Below are 21,467 nucleotides of genomic sequence, written 5' to 3'. Positions count from 1 at the left end.
CCAACGTACCGGGCGGGGGCGGCCCCCGTCCTACACCGGCACCGCCTCGCCGGTGAACGTCCGCCACAGCTCCGCGTAGCGCCCGTCACGGGCCAGCAGGGCGGCGTGCGTGCCGTCCTCGACGACGCGGCCGTGGTCCAGGACCACCACCCGGTCGGCGCGGGCGGCCGTGGTCAGCCGGTGGGCGACCACCAGCGTCGTGCGGCGCCCGGCCAGGCGGTCCGTGGCCTGGTTGACCAGCGCCTCGGTGGCCAGGTCCAGGGCGGCGGTGGCCTCGTCCAGCAGCAGGACGTCCGGGTCGACCAGCTCCGCCCGGGCCAGGGCGATCAGCTGGCGCTGGCCGGCGCTGAGGTTGCGGCCGCGCTCGGTGACCGGGTGCAGGTAGCCGCCGTCCAGCGTGGCGATCATGTCGTGGGCGCCGACCGCGCGGGCCGCGGCCTCCACCTCGGCGTCACCGGCGTCCGGGCGCCCGTAGGCGATGGCGTCCCGCACCGTGCCCGGGAAGAGGTAGGGCTCCTGGGGGACGACGCCGAGCCGGTGCCGGTAGGCCGTGGGGTCGAGCTCGCGCAGGTCGTGCCCGTCCACGCGGACCGCGCCGCCCGTCGGGTCGTAGAACCGCGCCACGAGCTTGACGAGGGTGGACTTGCCCGCGCCGGTCTCGCCGACGAACGCGACGGTCTGGCCGGCCGGGATCGTCATGCTGATGCCGGACAGGGCGTCTTCGCCGTCCCCGTAGCGGAAGGCCACGTCGTCGAAGACGATCTCGCCGGTCAGCTCCCGTACCGGGCGCGGCCGCTCGGCCACGGGCGTGGTGGTCGGCTCGCGCAGGAGGCTCTGCACCCGGCCGAGGGAGACGGTGGCCTGCTGGTACCCGTCGAAGACCTGCGACAGCTGCTGGACGGGCGCGAAGAACAGGTCGATGTAGAGCAGGTAGGCCACCAGCGCGCCCGCGGTGAGCGTGCCGTCGCTCACCCGGCCGGCGCCCACGATCAGCACCGCTGCTGCGGCGACGGACGACAGCAGCTGGACGAAGGGGAAGTAGACCGATATCAGCCACTGGCCGCGGACGCGCGCCTGCCGGTAGGACCAGCTGCGCTCCGCGAACCTCCGGGCGCCGGCCTCCTCGCGGCGGAACGCCTGCACGATGCGCAGGCCCGCGACGCTCTCCTGCAGGTCGGCGTTGACCAGGCCGACGCGCTCGCGCGCCAGTTCGTACGCCTTGACGCTCTGCCGCCGGAAGACGACGGTGCCGACGATCAGCAGCGGCAGCGTCGCGAAGACGACGAGGGCCAGTTCGACGTCGATGACGAGGAGGGCGACGAGGATGCCGAAGAAGGTGAGGACGGAGACGACGGCGGTGACCAGTCCGGTCTGCAGGAACGTCGACAGGGCGTCCACGTCCGTCGTCATCCGCGTCATGATCTTGCCGGTGAGCTCGCGCTCGTAGAAGTCGAGCCCCAGCCGCTGGAGCTGGGCGAAGATCTTCACGCGCAGGGCGTAGAGGATCCGCTCGCCCGTGCGGCCCGTCAGGCGCGTCTCCGCGACCTGGGCGCCCCACTGGGCCACGACCACCAGCAGGGCCAGCCCCGAGGCCGCCCAGACCGCTCCCAGGGCCAGTTGCTGGACGCCCTGGTCGATGCCGTGCCGGATCAGCACCGGCAGCAGCAGGCCGGCGACGGCGTCGACCGCCACCAGCAGCAGGCTCAGCACCAGTGGCGTGCGGAAGCCGCGCAGCAGCTGCCGCAGCCCGTAGGCCTCCTCCGGGCGGGCGGCCCGCTCCTCGTCCACGTCGGGGGTGTCGTCCGCGGGCGGCAGTGCGGCCACCTTGGCGAGCAGTTCGGGCGTGGCGGGCATGCCGGTGACGCCGTCGGAGCTTCCGGCGGGCTCGTCCTTGCGCACCCACAGGGAGGGGGTGACGCCGCCGGCCAGGATCCGCCGGGGCTTGAGGGGGGCCGCGTCGACCTCGGGACGGGAAAGACCGTCCACGCGCGCGTGGTCGTTCGTACGGCCGAGGGCATCCGCACGGTCCGGGACGCCGGGGAGGGCGACCGGTGCGGTGCTTCCCGCCGGGTCCTTCGTCAGGCCCGCCAGCTCGCCCGGGTCCGTCAGCAGGGTGCGGTAGCGCTCGCAGCGCTCCTCCAGCTCCTCCGCCGTACCGACGTCCACGAGCCGGCCGCCGTCGAGGACCGCGACCCGGTCGGCGAGCGCCAGCGTGGAGGCGCGGTGGGCGATGAGCAGGGTCGTGCGGCCCGCCATGACGCTTCGCAGCGCCTCGTGGATCTCGTGCTCCACGCGCGCGTCGACCGCGGACGTCGCGTCGTCCAGGAGCAGCAGGCGGGGGTCGGTGAGGATGGCGCGGGCCAGGGCGACGCGCTGGCGCTGGCCGCCGGAGAGGGTCAGGCCCTGCTCGCCGACGGTGGTGTCGTAGCCGTCGGGCAGGTCGCTGATGAATCCGTCGGCCTGCGCGGCGCGCGCGGCGGCGCGGACCTGCTCGTCGGTGGCGTCCGGGTGCCCGTAGGCGATGTTGTCGCGGATGCTGTCGGAGAACAGGAAGCTGTCCTCGGGGACGAGCCCGATGGCGGCCCGCAGGGACGGCAGCGTGAGGTCGCGGACGTCGTGGCCGCCGACGCGCACGGCACCGCCGGTGACGTCGTAGAAGCGCGGCAGCAGCAGCGAGACGGTGGACTTGCCGCTGCCGGAGGCGCCGACGACGGCCACGGTCTCGCCGGGCTCCAGGCGCAGGGAGAACCCGTCGAGGACGGGCCGCGCCGGGTCGTAGCCGAAGGTGACGTCGTCGAACTCGACGGTGGCGGGGGCGTCCTGCGGCAGCTCGCGCGCGCCGGGGCGCTCCTGGACGACCGGTTCGGTGTCGACGAGTTCCAGGACGCGCTCGACGCCCGCGCGGGCCTGCTGGCCGACGGTGAGGACCATGGTGAGCATCCGCACGGGCCCGACGAGCTGGGCCAGGTAGGTCGAGAAGGCGACGAACGTGCCGAGGGTGATCTGGCCGCGCGTGGCCATCCAGCCGCCGAGGGCGAGCATGGCCACCTGGCCGAGCGCGGGGACGGCCTGCAGGGCCGGGGTGTAGCGGGAGTTCAGGCGGACGGTGCGCAGACGCCCGGCGAAGAGCTTGCGGCTGACGTCGCGGAGCTTGGTGCTCTCCTGCTCCTCCTGGCCGAAGCCCTTGACGACGCGGACGCCGGTCACCGCGCCGTCCACGACACCGGCGACGGCCGCGGCCTGGCCCTGGGCGTACCAGGTGGCGGGGAAGAGCCGGGTGCGGCTGTGCCTGGCGAGGATCCACAGCGCGGGGGCGACGGCGAGGGCGACGACGGTCAGGAGCGGGGAGAGGACCACCATCACGACGAGCGAGATGGCGAAGAGCATGAGGTTGCCGATCATCATCGGCAGCATGAACAGCAGGCTCTGGATCAGCTGGAGGTCGCTGGTCGCGCGGCCGACGACCTGGCCGGTGGACAGCTCGTCCTGGCGGCGGCCGTCGAGCCGCGCGATGGCCTCGTGCATCTCGGTCCGCAGGTCGTGCTGGACGTCGAGGGCGAGGCGCCCGCCGTAGTAGCGGCGGACGTACGTCAGGCCGTAGACGACTACGGCGGCGGCTATGAGGAGCGTGGCCCAGGGGGCCAGCGGGCGCTGCTGCGAGCCGATCACGTCGTCGATGATCAGCTTGGGTATGAGGGGCACGAGCGCCATGACGGCCATGCCGGCGAGCGAGGAGCCGAGGGCGAGGATCACCGTGCCGCGGTAGCGCCAGCAATAGCCGGCGAGCCGCCTGGCCCATCCTTGACCTGTCGTTTCCTTCGCCGCTGCCACCCGAGCCTCCCGCGCTGCCGCTCTCGTCCTGCTGACGGAGGCCCCAACGCCGTGGGCTGCGGATTTCATCCCGCCGCAACAAGGTACGGGTGCGCGGGCGGGCGGCGCGCTCCCCCTACGGACGCGGCAGGCGCACCGTGAGCGCATAGAGCCGGGTGACCTGCGCAGGGTTCTGGTTGTCGTCGCTCACCAGGAGCAGGCGGAGGAACCCTCCGTTCCGTTCGGTGACGGCGAGCCCCTCGATGTTGTCCAGCAGCGGGTTCGGCTGCGGCTGCCGGGCGGTCGCGCCCAGGGACGGGCAGGCGCCCACGTCGGCGAGCAGCGTCTTGCGCACGGGCCGCACGTGCGGGCCGCCGGGCAGGTTCGTGACGGCGCTGACGTCACTCGCGCCGCGCGGGTCGGCGAGGTAGAGCCGCACGGTGTTGCCGAAGCCCGCCGTGAAGCCGCGCTCCAGCACGAGCAGGCGGCCGTCCCCGGCGGCGGTGATCTCCGCGACGCCGAGGCCCTTCTCGGCCGGGTAGGCGTACTGCGGGCCGGCGGCGAACTCCTGCCGGCCGTGCCGCTGCCAGGTCTGCAGGCGCACGAGCGGTCTGCCGGCGGTGTCCTGCCCGTCCCCGGCGAGGGCCTGCTCCATGGAGGCGATCAGGGTGCGCCCGCCGGGCTGGAGGGTCAGGCCCTCGAAGGTCTGGTTGGGCGCCGCGCGCCCGGCCGGGGCGACCCGCAGGGCCTCCGGCACGGGCAGCCGGCCCAGGAGCCTGCCGTCCCGGTCGTAGCGCCGGACGGACGGCTCGGTCTCGGAGGTGACCAGGCGGGTGCCGTCGCGGTCGACGACCAGGCCCTCGGAGTCGAGCGGTCCGCCCTTCTCGTCGGCGAGTCCCACGGCCCGCACGGGGGTCGCGGAGGGCGCCCGGCCCCCCTGCCGGCGCACGTCGAACGAGAAGAGCTGGGAGCGGTCGGAGACCGCGGCGACGGTGCCGTCCCCGTCGACGGCGAGGGCCGAGAGGTTGCCGACGAGCGAGCCCTGGAACGTCGTCTTGTCCAGCCCGTCGGAGAAGCCGTCGATCCGTACGGACGGCGAGCACGCGCGCGTGGACGCGTGCGCCTGCGCCGGGCCGGCCCCGGTCGTCGTCAGGCAGGTGGCCGCGGCCAGTGCGGCGGTGGCGGCGGCGAGCAGGGGTCTGGTACGCACGGTGCGGGCCTCCTGGGTCGGCTGCGGGCGACGCCGTCCACCGTAGATCGCCCTGCCTGACACGGGAGTTGATTCGAGTGAATGGCCGGGGAAAACACGGTGGCCGGCCACAGGACTGCGCGGAGTGCCGCGCAGCCCCGGCACGGACTACAGCCCCGGCACGGACTCACAGCCCCGGCACGAACTGCAGGAGCACATCGATGAGTTTGATGCCGATGAAGGGCAGGACCAGCCCGCCCGCCCCGTACAGACCGAGGTTGCGGCGCAGCAGGGCGTGCGCGCTGGAGGGGGCGTAACGCACGCCACGCAGGGCGAGGGGGATCAGGGCGACGATGACCAGGGCGTTGAAGATGATCGCCGAGGCGATGGCCGAGGACGGGCTGTGCAGGCCCATGACGTTGAGCTTCTCCAGGCCCTCGTAGCCGGTGACGCCGCCGAACATGGCCGGGACGATCGCGAAGTACTTGGCGACGTCGTTGCAGATGGAGAAGGTGGTGAGCGCCCCGCGCGTGATGAGCAGCTGCTTGCCGATCTGCACGATCTCGATGAGCTTGGTGGGGTCGGAGTCCAGGTCCACCATGTTCCCGGCCTCCTTGGCGGCCGAGGTGCCCGAGTTCATGGCCACGCCCACGTCCGCCTGGGCCAGCGCGGGCGCGTCGTTCGTCCCGTCCCCCGTCATCGCCACGAGCTTGCCGCCGGCCTGTTCCTCGCGGATGCGGGCGAGCTTGCGCTCGGGCGTCGCCTCGGCGATGTAGTCGTCCACTCCGGCCTCCGCGGCGACGGCCCTGGCGGTGAGCGGGTTGTCGCCGGTGACCATGACGGTCCTGATGCCCATGGCGCGCAGCTCGGCGAAGCGCTCGGCGATGCCGGGCTTGACGACGTCCTTGAGGTGCACGGCGCCCAGGACCCGGCAGCCGTCGCGGTCTTCGAGGGCGACGAGCAGCGGGGTGCCGCCGCCGGCCGCGATGGAGTCCGCGATCCACCCGGCCTCGGCCGGGACCTCGCCGCCGCGCCGGGTCACCCACTGCGCGACCGCGCTGCCGGCGCCCTTGCGGATGCGGCAGAACTCGCCGTCGTAGGCGAAGTCGGCGCCGCTCATCCTCGTCTGCGCGGAGAACGGCACGAAGCGGCCGTGCGCGAACTCCTCGTCGCCGCGGTGGATGCCGTACTGCCCCGCCAGGGCGACGATCGAGCGGCCCTCGGGCGTCTCGTCGGCCAGGGAGGCGAGCTGGGCGGCGTCGGCCAGCAGCTCCGGCGGGACGCCCCTGACGGGCTCGAAGGAGAGCGCACGGCGGTTGCCGAGGGTGATGGTCCCGGTCTTGTCCAACAGGAGCGTGTTGACGTCCCCGGCGGCCTCCACGGCCCTCCCGGACAGCGCGAGGACGTTGCGCTGGACGAGGCGGTCCATGCCGGCGATGCCGATCGCGGAGAGCAGGGCGCCGATGGTCGTCGGGATGAGGGTGACCAGGAGGGCGACGAGGACGGTGATGCTCTGCGGGGCGCCGGCCCAGCCCGCCATGGGCTGCAGCGACACCACGGCCAGGATGAAGATCACGGTCAGGCAGGAGAGCAGGATGCTCAGGGCCAGCTCGTTGGGGGTCTTGCGGCGGCTGGTGCCCTCGACCAGGGCGATCATGCGGTCCAGGAAGGTGTGCCCGGGGCGCGAGGTGACGCGGACCACGACCCGGTCGGAGAGCACCTTCGTGCCGCCGGTGACGCCCGAGCGGTCGCCGCCCGCCTCCCGGATGACGGGCGCGGACTCGCCGGTGACGGCCGACTCGTCGACCGACGCGACGCCGTCGACGACCTCGCCGTCGCCGGGGATCGTCCCGCCCGCCTCGACGACCACGAAGTCCTGCGGGCGCAGGTCGGCGGCGACGACGCGCTCCTCCACCCAGTCGCGCCGGTCCATGCCCACCCGCCAGGTGCGCAGCCTGCGGGCGACGGTGGTGTCGCGGGTGCGGCGCAGCGTCTCGGCCTGGGCCTTGCCGCGGCCCTCGGCGACGGCCTCGGCGAGGTTGGCGAAGAGCACGGTCAGCCAGAGCCAGACGCTGATGAGCCAGGCGAAGGCGGACGGGTCGAGGAGCGCGGAGAGGGTGGTGAGCACCGAGCCGGCCTCGACCACGAACAGCACCGGGTGCTTGACCATCACCCGGGGGTGCAGCTTGCGGAAGGCGTCCGGGAGGCAGGCGACGAGCTGCCGGAGGTCGACGGCGCCCCCGGCCACCCGCCGGTGCCGTTTGCGCCCGGCGGGCGGGGCGGGGCTCGGCGGGCGGACGTCCTGTTCGGGGAGGAGGTGCAGGGTCAACGGGGTGGCCTTCGACGGGGACGGAGGTGGGTGATCACCTCAACCCAACCGCCCGGGTACGGTCCGTCACCGGATCCTTACGCGCCCTTGTCGGGCCGCCGGTCCGGCCTTACGCACCTTTGACGCGTCCGTGCGGGGCCCCCGCCCTGAGGGCCGGTACGGGCCGGGAAAGGCACGGGCGCCGGGCGGCCGGGTGTCCCGGTCCGCCCGGCGCCCGGCCGGAAGGGGTGGCGTCAGTCGCGCGAGGCGGCGATCTGGCGCGACATGATCGTCGTCAGCTCGTAGGCCGCGTGGGAGGCGGCCACGGAGGTGATCTCGGCGTGGTCGTAGGCCGGGGCGACCTCGACCAGGTCGGCGGAGACCAGGTTGCAGGAGGACAGGCCGCGGATGATCTCCAGCAGCTCGCGGGAGGTCAGGCCGCCGGCCTCGGGGGTGCCGGTGCCGGGGGCGTGGGCCGGGTCCAGGACGTCGATGTCGATGGAGATGTACAGCGGGCGGTCGCCGACGCGCTGGCGCAGCTGGTCGGCGATCTCGTCGACGCCCCGGCGCATGACGTCGGCCGAGGTGACGATGCCGAAGCCCATCTTCTCGTCGTCGGTGAGGTCCTTCTTGCCGTACAGCGGGCCGCGCGTGCCCACGTGGGAGAGCGCCTCGGTGTCGAGGATGCCCTCCTCGACGGCCCGGCGGAACGGCGTGCCGTGGGTGTACTCGGCGCCGAAGTAGGTGTCCCAGGTGTCCAGGTGCGCGTCGAAGTGCAGCAGGGCGACGGGGCCGTGCTTCTTGGCGACCGAGCGCAGCAGGGGCAGGGCGATGGTGTGGTCGCCGCCCAGGGTCATCATGCGGGCGCCGGTGCCCAGCAGGTCGTCGGCCGCGCCCTCGATGGTCTCGACGGCCTCGTCGATGTTGAACGGGTTCGCGGCGATGTCACCGGCGTCGGCGACCTGCGCGAGGGCGAAGGGGGAGGCGTCCTGCGCCGGGTTGTACGGGCGCAGCAGGCGGGAGGCCTCGCGGATGGCGTTGCCGCCGAAGCGGGCGCCCGGCCGGTAGGAGACGCCGGTGTCGAAGGGCACGCCGACGACGGCCACGTCCGCGGTGCCGACCTCGTCCAGGCGCGGCAGCCGGGCGAAGGTCGCGGGCCCGGCGTAGCGCGGGATGCGGGAGGAGTCGACGGGGCCGCGCGGTTCACGGGGGGCGGGGGTGCTCATGCTGGGGAGCCTCTCGAATCACGGACGCGTTACGGTCGAACCAACGTCGGGGCGGCTGCGGTGGACGTACCCGAGGGTAGGCAGGGCGGCGGAATCCGCACATGTACGTAACCGTGGGTCCGGCCCCTCCATATGGACACCGCGTCCAGCACCGCATGATCGGGGGAGACAATGAGCGGCATGCCGATACCGACCCGCAGCGAACTGATCGACCACCTCGTCCGTACGCGCATCGCCGGGGCGGTCGCGACGCCCCGCGAGAACAACCTCGACCACTACCGCAAGCTGGCGAACGGCGACCGCCGCTACTGGTTCGGCCTGGAGCTCGGCGACCGCTGGACGGACGAGCAGGACGTGCTGGCCGTGATGGCGGAGCGCTGCGGCGTCAGCGACGACCTGAACCACCGGGCCGGCCAGGACCACATCGACCCCGAGCTGACGGCCGACGCCCTGGACCGCATGGCGAACGTGCTGCGCAAGGCCGCGGAGAGCCGGCAGCGGGTGCTCTTCGCGACCGGCCACCCGGGCGCCCTGCTGGAGACGCACCGCGTGACCGCGGCGGCGATGCGCGCGGCGGGCTGCGAGGTCGTGCGGATCCCGGGCGGCCTGGCCGCGGACGAGGGCTGCGTGGTGCAGTTCGCGGACGTGGCGGTGTACGAGGGCGGGGCGTCGCTGTGGCACACCCACTCCCCCAACCCGATGACCGCGATCCTCGACGGCCTGCTGCGCGAGGGCAGCCCCCTGCCGGACCTGGTCGTCGCCGACCACGGCTGGGCGGGCTGTGCGGCGCAGCGCGGCATCGACGCCGTGGGCTACGCGGACTCCAACGACCCGGCGCTCTTCCTCGCGGAGGCGGAGGGCACGCTGCAGGTGGCCGTCCCGATGGACGACCACGTGGTGGACCCGCGCTACTACGAGGCGATGACGGCGTACCTGCTGGCGGCGGCGGGGCTCTCCCCGGGCGTCTGAGAGGCGAGGGGGCCGCTAGCCCTCCGTCGGCTCGGCGCCGCCGTTCCAGCCGCGCACGCACAGCCATGCCCCGCCCCAGACGAGGGCGGCCTCGGCGCCCCGGAACACCAGGAAGCCCACCGCCCGGGGCGCCCCGGTCAGCTCGACGAGCGAGGAGTGCCACAGGAAGACCAGGGCGACGCCGAGGACGATCGCCAGCGCCCCTGCGGCCATCAGCAGCACTCTGAGCGTGGTTCCCGTCCGTGCAGCCGTACGTGTCATTCCGACCCCTCCCCGTGCGTCAACCCGCCGAGGTTACCGGTCAGTCGCGCGGACGGGGAACCCTGACGACCCCCTCCTGGATCACCGACACGGCCAGCTGCCCGCTTTCGGTGAAGATCCGCCCCCGGGCCAGCCCGCGGCCGCCCTGCGAGGTGGGGCTCTCCTGGTCGTAGAGCAGCCACTCGTCGGCGCGGAACGGGCGGTGGAACCACATGGCGTGGTCCAGGCTCGCGCCGACGACGTCACCGACGGCCCAGCCGCCCCGGCCGTGCGCCAGGAGGACGGAGTCGAGGAGCGTCATGTCGGAGACGTAGGTGGCCAGGCAGATGTGCAGCAGGGGGTCGTCGGCCAGTTTGCCGTTGGTACGGAACCACACCTGCGACTTGGGCTCGCGCGGCTCCCCCACGCTGCCGAACGGCGGCTGGTCCGCGTACCGCAGGTCGACCGCCGAGCGGGCGTCCAGGATGCGCTCCACGACGCCGGGGCCGCCCAGGAGCTCCTCGTAGCGGGGCAGCATCTCCGCCGCCGTGGGCAGGCTCTGCGGGTCCGGCGCCGGCGGCATGGCCTCCTGGTGCTCGAGCCCCTCCTCGTGGCGCTGGAAGGACGCCGACAGGTGGAAGATCGGCTGTCCGTGCTGGACGGCCACGACGCGGCGCGTGGTGAAGGAGCCGCCGTCGCGGATGCGGTCGACGGTGTAGACGATGGGCACGGCGGGATCGCCGGGCCGCAGGAAGTAGGAGTGCAGGGAGTGCGGGGCACGGTCCGCGGGGACCGTGCGCCCGGCGGCGACGAGGGCCTGCGCGGCGACCTGGCCGCCGAAGACGCGCGGGACGAGGATGGCGCGGCCGGTGGTGCCGCGGAAGATGTCCTGCTCGATCGGCTCCAGGTCGAGCAGGGCGAGCAGGTCGTCCAGGGGGGTACGGGTAAGGGGCTCGTTCATGGTGACAGGGGCTTACCGGCCTACAGGCCCATCGACTTGGCGACGATGGACCGCATGACCTCGCTGGTGCCTCCGTAGATGCGGCTGACGCGGGTGTCCGCGTACAGGCGGGCGATGGGGTACTCCATCATGTAGCCGTAACCCCCGTGGAGCTGGAGGCACTTGTCGATGACGACGGCCGCCCGCTCGGTGGTGAAGAGCTTGGCGGAGGCCGCGTCGGCGGCGGTGAGCTCGCCCGCGTCGTGGGCGTCCAGGGCGCGGTCGACGACCGCTTCCATGGCGTCGACCTCGGACTTGCAGTCGGCCAGCACGAACTTGGTGTTCTGGAAGGACGCGACGGAGGTGCCGAAGACCGTCCGGTCGCGCACGTACTCCTGGGCGAAGCGGATGGCCGCGGCGGCCTGGGCGTAGGCGGCGACGGCGATGCCCAGCCGCTCCTGCGGCAGGTTCTGCCCCAGGTAGCCGAAGGCCTTGCCCTCCTCGCCGAGCAGGTCCTCGACGGGCACCTTGACGTCGGTGAAGGACAGTTCGGCGGTGTCGGAGGTCTTCAGGCCGAGCTTCTCCAGCTTGCGGCCGACCGCGTAGCCCTCGGAGCCGGTGTCGACGACGAGGATGGAGATGCCGGCGCGCCGGTCCTCGGGGGTGGGCGGCGCGGTGCGGGCGCAGACGAGCACCCGGTCGGCCTGGACGCCGCCGGTGATGAAGGTCTTCGCGCCGTTGAGGACGTAGTGCGTGCCGTCCTCGGAGAGCCTGGCGGTGGTCTTCATGCCGGCCAGGTCCGAGCCGGTGCCGGGCTCGGTCATGGCGATGGCGGTCATCATGTCGCCGGAGACGAAGGGCGGCAGCCAGCGCCGCTTTTGCTCCTCGGTGGCGTACTTGAGGAGGTAGGGCAGGCACAGCGCCGTGTGGACGCTGCTGCCGCCGAAGCTGACGCCCGCGCGGGCGCACTCCTCGGTGATGACGGCCTGGAACTTGAAGCTGCGCTCGCCCGCGCCGCCGTACTCCTCGGGCACCTCAATGCCGAAGACGCCGAGCCCGCCGAGCTTCTTGTAGAAGTCGCGGGGCGCGGCACCGGCTTCCCGCCACTCGTCGTAGACGGGCACGACCTCGGCCGCGATGAAGTCGCGGATCGTCTCGCGGAAGGCCTCGTGGTCCTCGTTGTACACCGTGCGACGCATTGGCTGCCATTCCCCTCGTACGGGCCCGGCGACCCCGGGCTCATGCCTGGCCAAGCGCTTGCTCAGGCGAAAGCTACCGGGGAGTCACCAGGACTGTCCAGAGTGGACTGAGCCGAACGGGTGACGCCCGCAGGTCACCCCGCGCGGCCCCGGAAGATCACCCTGCGGACGGCTCGGAGGGCCCCGCGAGGCCGCCGTCCGACAGCGACGCGAACGCCCCGTGGGCCAGGCGGCGCAGCAGCGCAGCCGTGGCCGTGCGGCCCGGGAGCGCGCCGGGGCGGCCGAGGTGCGGGGTGGAGTTGAGCAGGCCGAAGACGGCGTGGACGGCGGCGCGGACCTCCGCCTCGCCGCTGTCCGGGTGCAGGCGGCGCACGACGTCGACCCACAGCTCCACGTACTGCCGCTGCAGCGAGCGGACCTGCTTGCGGTCGCTGTCACGCAGCTGGCCCAGCTCGCGGTCGTGGAGGATGATCAGGGCCCGGTCGTCCAGGGCGAAGTCGATGTGGCCGTCGATGAGGGAGCCGAGGACGGCGGCCGGGCCCTCGCCCGTCGAGGTGGCGTCGATGACGCGGCGCTGACCGCCCGCGAAGAGCCGCTCGCTGATCCCGACCAGGAGCTCGGCGAGCATCGCGTCCTTGCCGGCGAAGTGCCGGTAGAGCCCGGGCCCGCTGATGCCGACCGCGGCGCCTATCTCGTCGACCCCCACGCCATGGAAGCCGCGCTCCGCGAAAAGGCGGGCCGCCTCCCGGAGGATCTGCTCGCGGCGGGTGGGGGCGGCGGGTGCCGGGGTGCGGGTCGGTGCGTCGTTCACGAAAGTGATTCTAGACAGCGGCGTTAGTGGTCGTTAACCTGAAGGCAACGTGTTAACGCTCATTAACCGAGCGGCTCATTGACCGAGCAAGGGAGCTCGAGTACATGCAGCAGGCACCGGCGCTGGGGAGCGCCGCCGATCCGGCCTCCGACGCCTGGCGGGTGAACGAGGCCGCACACCGCGAGTTGTCCGCGGAGCTGCGGGAGCGGCTGGCCGCGGCGCGGCTCGGCGGCGGGGAGCGGGCCCGGGCGCGGCACACCGCCCGCGGCAAACTGCTGCCGCGCGACCGCGTCGACACCCTGCTGGACCCCGGCTCGCCCTTCCTGGAGATCGCCCCGCTGGCCGCCGAGGGGATGTACGGCGGGGCCGCACCCGCCGCGGGCGTCGTCTCCGGGATCGGCCGCGTCTCCGGGCGCGAAGTGGTGATCGTGGCCAACGACGCCACCGTCAAGGGCGGCACGTACTACCCGATGACGGTCAAGAAGCACCTGCGCGCCCAGGAGATCGCCCTGGAGAACAGGCTGCCCTGCCTGTACCTGGTGGACTCGGGCGGCGCCTTCCTGCCCATGCAGGACGAGGTCTTCCCCGACCGCGACCACTTCGGCCGGATCTTCTACAACCAGGCCCGGATGTCCGGCGCGGGCATCCCGCAGATCGCCGCCGTCCTCGGCTCCTGCACCGCCGGCGGCGCCTACGTCCCGGCGATGAGCGACGAAGCGGTGATCGTCCGCGGCCAGGGCACGATCTTCCTGGGCGGTCCGCCGCTGGTGAAGGCCGCCACGGGCGAGGTCGTCACCGCCGAGGAGCTGGGCGGCGGCGAGGTGCACTCCAAGGTGTCGGGCGTCACCGACCACCTCGCGGAGAGCGACGAGCACGCCCTGCGGATCGTCCGGACCATCGTCTCCACGCTCCCCGAGCGGGGCGCCCTGCCCTGGCCCGTCGAGCCGGCCGAGCCCCCGGCCGTCGATCCCGCCGGACTCTACGGCGCCGTCCCCGCCGACTCCCGCACGCCGTACGACGTGCGGGAGGTCATCGCCCGCATCGTCGACGGCTCGCGGTTCGCCGAGTTCAAGGCCGAGTTCGGGCAGACGCTGGTGACGGGCTTCGCCCGGATCCACGGCCACCCCGTCGGCATCGTCGCCAACAACGGCATCCTGTTCTCCGAATCCGCCCAGAAGGGCGCGCACTTCATCGAGCTGTGCGACCAGCGCGGCATCCCCCTGGTCTTCCTGCAGAACATCTCCGGTTTCATGGTCGGCCGGCAGTACGAGGCGGGCGGCATCGCCAAGCACGGCGCGAAGATGGTGACGGCCGTGGCCTGCACCCGCGTCCCCAAGCTCACCGTCGTCATCGGCGGCTCCTACGGCGCCGGCAACTACTCGATGTGCGGGCGCGCCTATTCGCCGCGCTTCCTGTGGATGTGGCCCAACGCCAAGATCTCCGTCATGGGCGGCGAGCAGGCCGCCTCCGTCCTCGCCACCGTCAAGCGCGACCAGCTCGAAGCCCGCGGCGAGAGCTGGAGCGCCGAGGACGAGGAGGCCTTCCGGGCCCCCGTCCGCGAGCAGTACGAGACCCAGGGCAGTGCCTACTACGCCACCGCCCGCCTGTGGGACGACGGCGTCATCGACCCCCTGGAGACCCGGCAGGTGCTGGGCCTGGCGCTGACGGCCTGCGCCAACGCCCCCCTGCCCGAGAAGGACACCACCGCGCCCGGCTACGGCGTCTTCCGGATGTGAGGCGGAGCATGTTCGAGACTGTCCTTGTCGCCAACCGGGGCGAGATCGCCGTCCGGGTCATCCGCACGCTGCGCGCGCTCGGCATCCGTTCGGTCGCCGTCTTCAGCGACGCCGACGCCGAGGCCCGGCACGTCCGCGAGGCCGACACCGCCGTGCGGATCGGCCCGGCCGCGGCCGCGGAGAGCTATCTGTCGATACCGCGCCTGCTGGACGCCGCCGCCCGCACCGGCGCCCAGGCCGTCCACCCCGGCTACGGCTTCCTCGCCGAGAACGCCGCCTTCGCCCGCGCCTGCGCCGACGCGGGGCTCGCCTTCATCGGCCCCCCGGCCGGGGCCATCGAGCTGATGGGCGACAAGATCCGGGCCAAGGAGACGGTGCAGGCCGCGGGCGTGCCCGTGGTGCCCGGCTCCTCCGGCAGCGGCCTGACCGACGCCGAACTCGCGGCCGCGGCCCTCGGGATCGGCATGCCCGTGCTGCTCAAGCCCTCCGCGGGCGGCGGCGGCAAGGGCATGCGCCTTGTGCGCGACGCCGCCCTGCTCGGCGAGGAGATCGCCGCCGCCCGCCGCGAGGCCCGCAGCTCCTTCGGCGACGACACCCTCCTCGTCGAGCGCTGGATCGACCGCCCCCGCCACATCGAGATCCAGGTCCTGGCCGACGGCCACGGACACGCGATCCACCTGGGCGAGCGCGAGTGCTCCCTGCAGCGGCGCCACCAGAAGATCATCGAGGAGGCGCCCTCGCCGTTCCTCGACGAGGCCACCCGCGCCGCGATGGGCGAGGCGGCCGTCCAGGCCGCGCGCTCCTGCGGCTACGCGGGCGCGGGCACGGTCGAGTTCATCGTGCCGGGCGACGACCCCGCCTCGTACTACTTCATGGAGATGAACACCCGCCTCCAGGTCGAGCACCCCGTCACCGAGATGATCACCGGCCTGGATCTGGTCGAGTGGCAGGTGCGGGTCGCCGCCGGCGAGCGGCTGGAGCTCTCCCAGGAACAGGTGACCCTCAGCGGCCACGCCGTGGAGGCCCGCATCTGCGCCGAGACCGCCCGCGTGAGCCCCGACGGCGCCCGGGTCGACTTCCTGCCGTCCGCGGGCACGGTGCGGCTGCTGCGCGAGCCCGCGGGAGAAGGCGTCCGCGTCGACTCGGGCCTGACGGAAGGCACGGACGTCGGCACGTCCTACGACCCCATGCTCGCCAAGGTGATCGCCCACGGCCCCGACCGGGAGACGGCCCTGCGCCGCCTTCGGGCCGCCCTCGCGGGCACGGTCGTCCTGGGCGTCGACACCAACACGGGCTTCCTGCGGCGGCTGCTGGCGCATCCGGACGTGGTGGCGGGCGCGCTGGACACGGGCCTCGTCGACCGCGACGCCGTCACGCTGGTGGAGCGGGAGGTGCCGGCCGAGGCCTACGCGGCGGCGGCACTGCTCCGGCAGCAGGGGCTGGAGCCCGTGCCCCACGGCTGGGTGGACCCCTTCTCGGACCCCTCGGGCTGGCGCCTGGGCGGCGAGGCGGCGTGGACGCCGCACCACCTGCGCGTGCCCGGCCACGAGCCGGTGACGGTCCGGGTGCGCGGCACCGCGCGGCACGCGCAGGTCGTCGCGGACGCCCCCGCGCCCGCCGCGGACGGCGGGCAGCTCCCGGCCCCGGGCGGCACGGCGGGCGCGGCGCCGCCCCGGGCGGCCCCGGTCTCCGCCGGGCTGGTGGCCGCCGGGCCCGGCACGGCCGGCAGCGGGCAGCCGGTACCGGCCGCGGGGGCGGGTGCCGGAGGCGGCATCACCCTCCACTACGACGGTGTCACCCGGCACTTCACCGCTGCCCCCGGCCCGGAGGGCACCTGGCTCGGCCGCGACGGCGACGCCTGGCACCTGCGCGACCACGATCCCGTCGCGGCCGCCGGCAGCGGCGCGGGAGCCGGTGGGCTGGACACCCTCACCGCCCCCATGCCCGGCACCGTCACGCTCGTCAAGGCGAGCGTGGGCGAGTTCGTCAGCGCCGGGCAGAGCCTGCTCGTGGTGGAGGCGATGAAGATGGAGCATGTCATCTCCGCCCCGCACGACGGCACCGTCACCGAGCTGGACGTCACGGCCGGCGCCACCGTCGCCATGGACCAGGTGCTGGCGGTCGTCACGCCCGCCGCCCCCGCGGAGGAGTCATGATCAGCGGACTGCCCATGGCCGTGCCGGAGCCCGGCCTCCCCTCCCGCGTCCGGATCCACGAGGTGGGCCCGCGCGACGGCCTGCAGAACGAGAAGACCGTCGTCCCCGTCGAGGTGAAGGCGGAGTTCATCCGCCGCCTCGCCGCGGCGGGCCTGTCCACCGTGGAGGCCACGAGCTTCGTCCGCCCCGAGTGGGTGCCGCAGCTCGCCGACGCCGAGCAGCTGATGCCCCTGCTCGGCGGCGTGGACGCCCGCCTGCCCGTCCTCGTGCCGAACGCCCGCGGCCTGCAGCGCGCCCTGGACCTCGGTGCCCGCGAAGTGGCCGTCTTCGGCAGCGCCACGGAATCCTTCGCCAAGGCGAACCTCAACCGCACGGTCGAGGAGTCGCTGGAGATGTTCGCGCCGGTCGTGGCCGAGGCCCGCGGGGCGGGCCTGGGCGTCCGCGGCTATCTGTCCATGTGCTTCGGCGACCCCTGGGAGGGAGCCGTCCCGCTGGAGCAGGTCGTCCGGGTCGCCCGCCGCCTGCTGGACCTCGGCTGCGACGAGCTGAGCCTGGGCGACACGATCGGTGTGGCCACGCCCGGCCACGTCACCGCCCTGCTGACCGCCCTGAACGAGGCGGGCGTGGAGACCGGCCGGCTGGCCGTGCACTTCCACGACACCTACGGCCAGGCCCTGGCCAACACCCTGGCCGCCCTGCGGCACGGCGTCACCACCGTCGACGCCTCCGCCGGCGGCCTCGGCGGCTGCCCGTACGCGAAGAGCGCCACGGGCAACCTCGCCACGGAAGACCTTCTCTGGATGCTCGCCGGCCTCGGTGTCGACACCGGGGTCGATCTCGGCCTGCTCACCGCCACCAGCGTGTGGATGGCCGAGCAGCTGGGCCGGCCCAGCCCGTCCCGTACCGTCCGCGCCCTCTCCCAACAGGAGTCCTGAGCCATGCCGCTGGACCACCGCCTCACCCCCGAGCACGAGGAACTCCGCCGCACCGTGGAGGAGTTCGCCCACGACGTGGTCGCGCCCAAGATCGGCGACTTCTACGAGCGCCACGAGTTCCCGTACGAGATCGTGCGGGAGATGGGCCGCATGGGCCTCTTCGGGCTGCCGTTCCCCGAGGAGTACGGCGGCATGGGCGGCGACTACCTGGCCCTCGGCCTGGCCCTGGAGGAGCTGGCCCGGGTCGACTCCTCGGTGGCCATCACCCTGGAGGCCGGCGTCTCGCTGGGCGCCATGCCCCTCTACCGCTTCGGCACCGAGGAGCAGAAGCGCACCTGGCTGCCGAAGATGTGCTCCGGAGAGATCCTCGGCGCCTTCGGCCTGACGGAGCCGGAGTGCGGCTCGGACGCCGGCGGCACGCGCACCACGGCCCGCCTGGACGAGGCCACCGGCGAGTGGGTCATCAACGGCACCAAGTGCTTCATCACCAACTCCGGCACCGACATCACGGGCCTGGTCACGGTCACCGCCGTCACCGGCCGCACGCCGGAGGGCAAGCCGCTGATCTCCTCGATCATCGTGCCCTCGGGCACGCCGGGCTTCACCGTCGCCGCCCCCTACTCCAAGGTCGGCTGGAACGCCTCGGACACCCGCGAGCTGTCCTTCTCCGACGTGCGCGTCCCCAAGGCCAACCTCGTCGGCGAGGAGGGGCGCGGCTACGCCCAGTTCCTGCGGATACTGGACGAGGGCCGCATCGCCATCTCCGCGCTGGCCACCGGCCTGGCGCAGGGCTGCGTGGACGAGTCGGTGAAGTACGCCAAGGAGCGGCAGGCCTTCGGCCGCCCGATCGGCGCGAACCAGGCCATCCAGTTCAAGCTGGCCGACATGGAGATGCGGGCGCACACGGCGCGCCTCGCCTGGCGGGACGCCGCGTCCCGGCTGGTGCACGGCGAGCCGTTCAAGAAGGAGGCAGCGCTCGCCAAGCTGTATTCGTCGGAGATCGCGGTGACCAACGCCCGCGAGGCCACGCAGATCCACGGCGGCTACGGCTTCATGAACGAGTACCCCGTCGCCCGCATGTGGCGCGACTCCAAGATCCTGGAGATCGGCGAGGGCACGAGCGAGGTCCAGCGCATGCTGATCGCCCGCGAGCTGGGGTTCGCGGGCTAGGGCGGCGGCCCTCGCCCGCGCGAGAAGGCCCGCGGCGGGCCGGGTGAAGGGTGCGGCCCCGCACCCTTCACCCGGCCGCGGCGATCAGCCACGACGAACGCACCCGGCGGTGCCGTGCCCGCCCGCGGCCCGGTCCGGCACCGCCGGTCCCCGCCGCGGGGGTCACTCAGCGCCGCGGCAGGTCAGGGCCGCGAGCCTCCCCGGCCTGCCGATGCCGGCCACGGCACCTGTGGCGAGCGGTAGTACGCGATGCCGAGCGCGTCCCAGCGCGGTCCCTGCGCGGCGAGCCGCGTCCGGTAGGAGGCCCAGTCGTGCGCGGCCCGCGGGGACCAGCCGAGTTCGGCGACGGCCGTCAGCCGGGGGAAGGCCATGTACTCCAGCTGTGCGCTGTTGGTGATCGTCTCCGTCCACAGCGGTGCCTCGACGCCGGCCACGGCCGCCGCGGGCACGCCCTCCAGATAGCCGCCGGGGTCCCAGTCGTAGGACTGCCGGACCTCGACCAGGCCCGCCCACTGCAGGCCCAGCGGCGTGTCCTTGGTGTACTTCATGTCCAGGTAGGCCCGGTCCGCGGGCGAGAGGACCAACCGCGCGCCCGCCCTTGCCGCGGCGGCCACCTGAGCCCGTTCGGCGGCGCCGGTCCGGCCGTAACCCCAGTACTGCAGCAGCGCGCCCGGCGCCGGGCGCGCCCCGGCCAGCTGGTGCCAGGCGACGACCGTCTTGCCGTGCCGGGCGACGACGGGCTGCACCCGCTCCATGAAGGCCGCGTAGTCGGCGGAGCTGGTGGAGTGCGCCTCGTCGCCGCCGATGTGCAGGTAGGGGCCGGGCGTGAGCGCCGCCAGCTCCCCGATGACGTCCTCCACGAAGTCGTAGGTGTCCTGCTTCGCCACGCACAGCGAGCTGAAGCCGACCTCGGTGCCCGTGTAGAGGGGACGGGCAACGCCGTCGCAGTTGAGCCGGGCGTACGAGGCGAGCGCCGCGTTGGTGTGGCCCGGCATGTCGATCTCGGGCACCACGGTGAGGTAGCGGCTCGCGGCGTGGCGGACGATCTCGCGGTAGTCGTCCTGGCTGTAGGAGCCGCCCGGGCCGCCGCCCACCTGCGTGCTGCCGCCGTGCGCGGCGAGCCGCGGCCAGGAGCGGACGGCGATGCGCCAGCCCTGGTCGTCGGAGAGGTGCAGGTGCAGGGCGTTGTACTTGTAGAGGGCGAGCTGGTCGATGTACCGCTTGACCTGGTCCACCGTGAAGAAGTGCCGGGCGACGTCGAGCATCGCGCCGCGGTAGCCGTAGCGCGGCGCGTCGGTGACGACGCCGCCCGCCACGGTCCAGGGGCCGGGCTGCCGTTCGGTGCGCTCGGCGCGGGCGGGGAGCAGCTGGCGCAGGGACTGGACGCCGTGGAAGAGCCCGGCGCCCGCGCGCGCGGAGATCGTCACCGCGCGGGGGGTGACGGTCAGCCGGTAGCCCTCCCCGCCTTCCCCGCCGTCTGCCGGGCCGCCTTCCTCGTCGTCGAGCACCAGCCGGATGCCGGGCCCGTCCGTCCCGCCGGGGACGACCGGAAGGCGGTAGCCCGTCGAGGGGCGCAGCAGCCCGGCCAGGTAGCCGCCGATCCGCGCGGCCTCCGCGTTGCCCGGCGGCACCCGCACGACGGTGCGGGCGGTGATCTCGTACGGCTCGCCGCCGGGCCGGACGGACGCGGGGGCGGGCACGATGCTGCGGTCGAGCGGGGCCGGGGCGGGCTCCGCGGCCCGGGCCGGGAGGGCCGTGCCGGCGGCGGAGAGGAGGAGCAGGGCGAGGCCGGTCGTCACCAGACGCCTCGCGTTGCTGCACCCGGGGCTCATGCGTCTCAAGAGAACGTCCCTTCAGCGTGCCGCTCACGGGAATTCGCTCGTACGAACGACCACTTGGGTAGCGCCGGGCCGGTCGGCCGTCAAGGCCCGCGCCGGGATCCGGGCCGGATCCGAACCGGCGCCGGGGTCGAGGTCCGCGCCTTCCCGAGCGTACGTGCCTGAGAGAATTCGCCCATGGCTGAGATCCTCCAGAAGGACGGTACGTGGACCTTCGACGGCGACACGATACGGATCGTTCCGGGCCGCGAGCGCGGCGTGCACCTGATGCGCCAGACCCTGGGTGAACTGGCCGTTCCGCTGCAGGCGGTGGCGGGGATCTCCTACGAACCGGGCCGCAAGCACGGCCGTCTGAGGCTGCGGCTGCGCGACGGGGCCGACCCCCTGCTGCAGGCCGCGCGGGGCCGGCTGCCGGAGGCGGCCGATCCGTACCGGCTGACGGTGGAGTCCGGCCGCGCGGGCGTCGCGGAGTACTTCGTGGACGAGGTGCGCAACGCCCTCCTCCTGGAGCAGGTCCCGGACGGCCCGTCCGACCGCTATCTCCTGCCGGGCCCGACGCTGCCGCTGTCGGTGGGCGCCGGGGACGGCACGGTCACGTTCGACGGCGAGCGGGTGCGCCTGGAGTGGAACTGGACGACCGAGGAGGGCAAGAAGTCCGCCGGTCCGCAGGCCTTCGCGCTGGCGGAGATCCGCGCGGTGGAGTGGCTGCCCTCCGCCGGCCTGGAGAACGGCTACCTGCGCTTCCAGGTCCTCAAGGAGCCGACCAAGGCGCCGCCCAAGCACGACCCCCACGCGATCGACCTCTTCGGCTTCAAGAAGGACCCGCTGATGGCGATGGTCGCGGCCGCCGTCCTCGCCCGGATGCCGCACCCGTCCGCGGCGGGGGCGCAGGCCGCCCCGCCCCCGCTCGCCGGCGCCCCGGCCGCCCTCGCCGAAGCCC

General features: G+C 73.7%; 15 protein-coding genes. 6 read left to right on the top strand and 9 right to left on the bottom strand.

The annotated features are described in order from the left end of the window. Positions 1 to 30: 30 nt before the first annotated feature. The 4 genes from ACSNOG_RS14445 to speB all read right to left on the bottom strand — a co-directional run bounded on the left by ACSNOG_RS14445 (position 31) and on the right by speB (position 8,533). On the bottom strand, positions 31 to 3,900 hold the full coding sequence (locus ACSNOG_RS14445; protein ID WP_436753036.1) for an ABC transporter ATP-binding protein: 3,870 nt from the start codon (positions 3,898 to 3,900) through the stop codon (positions 31 to 33). 46 nt (positions 3,901 to 3,946) lie between these two features. After that, positions 3,947 to 5,020 (bottom strand): esterase-like activity of phytase family protein, encoded by a 1,074-nt coding sequence (locus tag ACSNOG_RS14440; RefSeq protein ID WP_436753035.1) that lies wholly within the window; start codon positions 5,018 to 5,020, stop codon positions 3,947 to 3,949. A gap of 166 nt (positions 5,021 to 5,186) precedes the next feature. Then, positions 5,187 to 7,169 carry a potassium-transporting ATPase subunit KdpB gene (gene kdpB / locus ACSNOG_RS14435; protein WP_436753053.1) on the bottom strand — a complete coding sequence of 661 codons (1,983 nt, stop codon included), beginning with the start codon at positions 7,167 to 7,169 and terminating at the stop codon, positions 5,187 to 5,189. Positions 7,170 to 7,561: 392 nt separating this feature from the next. After that, positions 7,562 to 8,533: an agmatinase gene (gene speB, locus ACSNOG_RS14430; RefSeq protein WP_436753034.1), complete on the bottom strand. Its 972-nt coding sequence runs from the start codon at positions 8,531 to 8,533 to the stop codon at positions 7,562 to 7,564. Between the two features lie 171 nt (positions 8,534 to 8,704). Between speB and ACSNOG_RS14425 the strand changes: the two genes are divergently transcribed. Continuing rightward, on the top strand, positions 8,705 to 9,502 hold the full coding sequence (locus tag ACSNOG_RS14425) for a phosphatase (RefSeq protein WP_436753033.1): 798 nt from the start codon (positions 8,705 to 8,707) through the stop codon (positions 9,500 to 9,502). Between the two features lie 15 nt (positions 9,503 to 9,517). On the opposite strand, the gene ACSNOG_RS14420 is transcribed toward ACSNOG_RS14425, so the two are convergent. The 4 genes from ACSNOG_RS14420 to ACSNOG_RS14405 form a co-directional block, all read right to left on the bottom strand. Then, positions 9,518 to 9,763 carry a hypothetical protein gene (locus tag ACSNOG_RS14420; protein WP_436753032.1) on the bottom strand — a complete coding sequence of 82 codons (246 nt, stop codon included), beginning with the start codon at positions 9,761 to 9,763 and terminating at the stop codon, positions 9,518 to 9,520. A 40-nt stretch (positions 9,764 to 9,803) separates the two neighbouring features. After that, a complete protein-coding gene (gene tesB, locus ACSNOG_RS14415; protein ID WP_436753031.1) occupies positions 9,804 to 10,703 on the bottom strand; it encodes an acyl-CoA thioesterase II in 900 nt (299 codons plus the stop codon). A 20-nt stretch (positions 10,704 to 10,723) separates the two neighbouring features. After that, entirely contained in the window at positions 10,724 to 11,881 is a 1,158-nt protein-coding gene (locus ACSNOG_RS14410; RefSeq protein ID WP_436753030.1) for an acyl-CoA dehydrogenase family protein, read from the bottom strand. A gap of 157 nt (positions 11,882 to 12,038) precedes the next feature. Next, complete coding sequence (locus tag ACSNOG_RS14405; RefSeq protein ID WP_436753029.1) at positions 12,039 to 12,692, bottom strand: SACE_7040 family transcriptional regulator; 654 nt, start codon at positions 12,690 to 12,692, stop codon at positions 12,039 to 12,041. 104 nt (positions 12,693 to 12,796) lie between these two features. On the opposite strand from ACSNOG_RS14405, the gene ACSNOG_RS14400 reads away from it, so the two are divergent. The 4 genes from ACSNOG_RS14400 to ACSNOG_RS14385 are packed head-to-tail and all read left to right on the top strand — an operon-like array spanning position 12,797 to position 18,689. Continuing rightward, positions 12,797 to 14,428: a carboxyl transferase domain-containing protein gene (locus ACSNOG_RS14400; RefSeq protein ID WP_436753028.1), complete on the top strand. Its 1,632-nt coding sequence runs from the start codon at positions 12,797 to 12,799 to the stop codon at positions 14,426 to 14,428. Between the two features lie 8 nt (positions 14,429 to 14,436). Then, a complete protein-coding gene (locus ACSNOG_RS14395; protein ID WP_436753027.1) occupies positions 14,437 to 16,584 on the top strand; it encodes a biotin carboxylase N-terminal domain-containing protein in 2,148 nt (715 codons plus the stop codon). Beyond that, the gene (locus ACSNOG_RS14390; RefSeq protein WP_436753026.1) at positions 16,581 to 17,519 is read left to right on the top strand and encodes a hydroxymethylglutaryl-CoA lyase; all 939 of its coding nucleotides are present in this window, start codon (positions 16,581 to 16,583) and stop codon (positions 17,517 to 17,519) included. The genes ACSNOG_RS14395 and ACSNOG_RS14390 overlap by 4 nt, the downstream gene beginning before the upstream one ends. 9 nt (positions 17,520 to 17,528) lie before the next feature. Beyond that, positions 17,529 to 18,689 (top strand): acyl-CoA dehydrogenase family protein, encoded by a 1,161-nt coding sequence (locus ACSNOG_RS14385; protein WP_436753052.1) that lies wholly within the window; start codon positions 17,529 to 17,531, stop codon positions 18,687 to 18,689. A gap of 182 nt (positions 18,690 to 18,871) precedes the next feature. Here ACSNOG_RS14385 and ACSNOG_RS14380 read toward each other — a convergent pair whose 3' ends face one another. Further along, positions 18,872 to 20,521: a family 20 glycosylhydrolase gene (locus ACSNOG_RS14380; RefSeq protein ID WP_436753025.1), complete on the bottom strand. Its 1,650-nt coding sequence runs from the start codon at positions 20,519 to 20,521 to the stop codon at positions 18,872 to 18,874. 183 nt (positions 20,522 to 20,704) lie between these two features. Here ACSNOG_RS14380 and ACSNOG_RS14375 point away from each other — a divergent pair. After that, positions 20,705 to 21,467 (top strand): DUF4429 domain-containing protein (locus ACSNOG_RS14375; protein ID WP_436753024.1); only part of this gene is annotated, 763 nt, incomplete at its 3' end.

The sequence above is a fragment of the Streptomyces sp. URMC 124 genome, assembly GCF_051386455.1.
Lineage (GTDB): Bacteria > Actinomycetota > Actinomycetes > Streptomycetales > Streptomycetaceae > Streptomyces.
Note: the sequence above shows the minus strand (reverse complement) of the source record. Positions and strands in the feature narration are given on the sequence as shown.

Bases quoted from the DNA above. Each gene is read 5' to 3' on its own strand.
- ACSNOG_RS14445 (WP_436753036.1), bottom strand. From the start codon at position 3,900: ATGAAATCCGCAGCCCACGGCGTTGGGGCCTCCGTCAGCAGGACGAGA.
- kdpB (WP_436753053.1), bottom strand. From the start codon at position 7,169: ATGGTCAAGCACCCGGTGCTGTTCGTGGTCGAGGCCGGCTCGGTGCTC.
- speB (WP_436753034.1), bottom strand. From the start codon at position 8,533: ATGAGCACCCCCGCCCCCCGTGAACCGCGCGGCCCCGTCGACTCCTCC.
- ACSNOG_RS14425 (WP_436753033.1), top strand. From the start codon at position 8,705: ATGAGCGGCATGCCGATACCGACCCGCAGCGAACTGATCGACCACCTC.
- ACSNOG_RS14420 (WP_436753032.1), bottom strand. From the start codon at position 9,763: ATGACACGTACGGCTGCACGGACGGGAACCACGCTCAGAGTGCTGCTG.
- tesB (WP_436753031.1), bottom strand. From the start codon at position 10,703: ATGAACGAGCCCCTTACCCGTACCCCCCTGGACGACCTGCTCGCCCTG.
- ACSNOG_RS14410 (WP_436753030.1), bottom strand. From the start codon at position 11,881: ATGCGTCGCACGGTGTACAACGAGGACCACGAGGCCTTCCGCGAGACG.
- ACSNOG_RS14400 (WP_436753028.1), top strand. From the start codon at position 12,797: ATGCAGCAGGCACCGGCGCTGGGGAGCGCCGCCGATCCGGCCTCCGAC.
- ACSNOG_RS14395 (WP_436753027.1), top strand. From the start codon at position 14,437: ATGTTCGAGACTGTCCTTGTCGCCAACCGGGGCGAGATCGCCGTCCGG.
- ACSNOG_RS14390 (WP_436753026.1), top strand. From the start codon at position 16,581: ATGATCAGCGGACTGCCCATGGCCGTGCCGGAGCCCGGCCTCCCCTCC.
- ACSNOG_RS14380 (WP_436753025.1), bottom strand. From the start codon at position 20,521: ATGAGCCCCGGGTGCAGCAACGCGAGGCGTCTGGTGACGACCGGCCTC.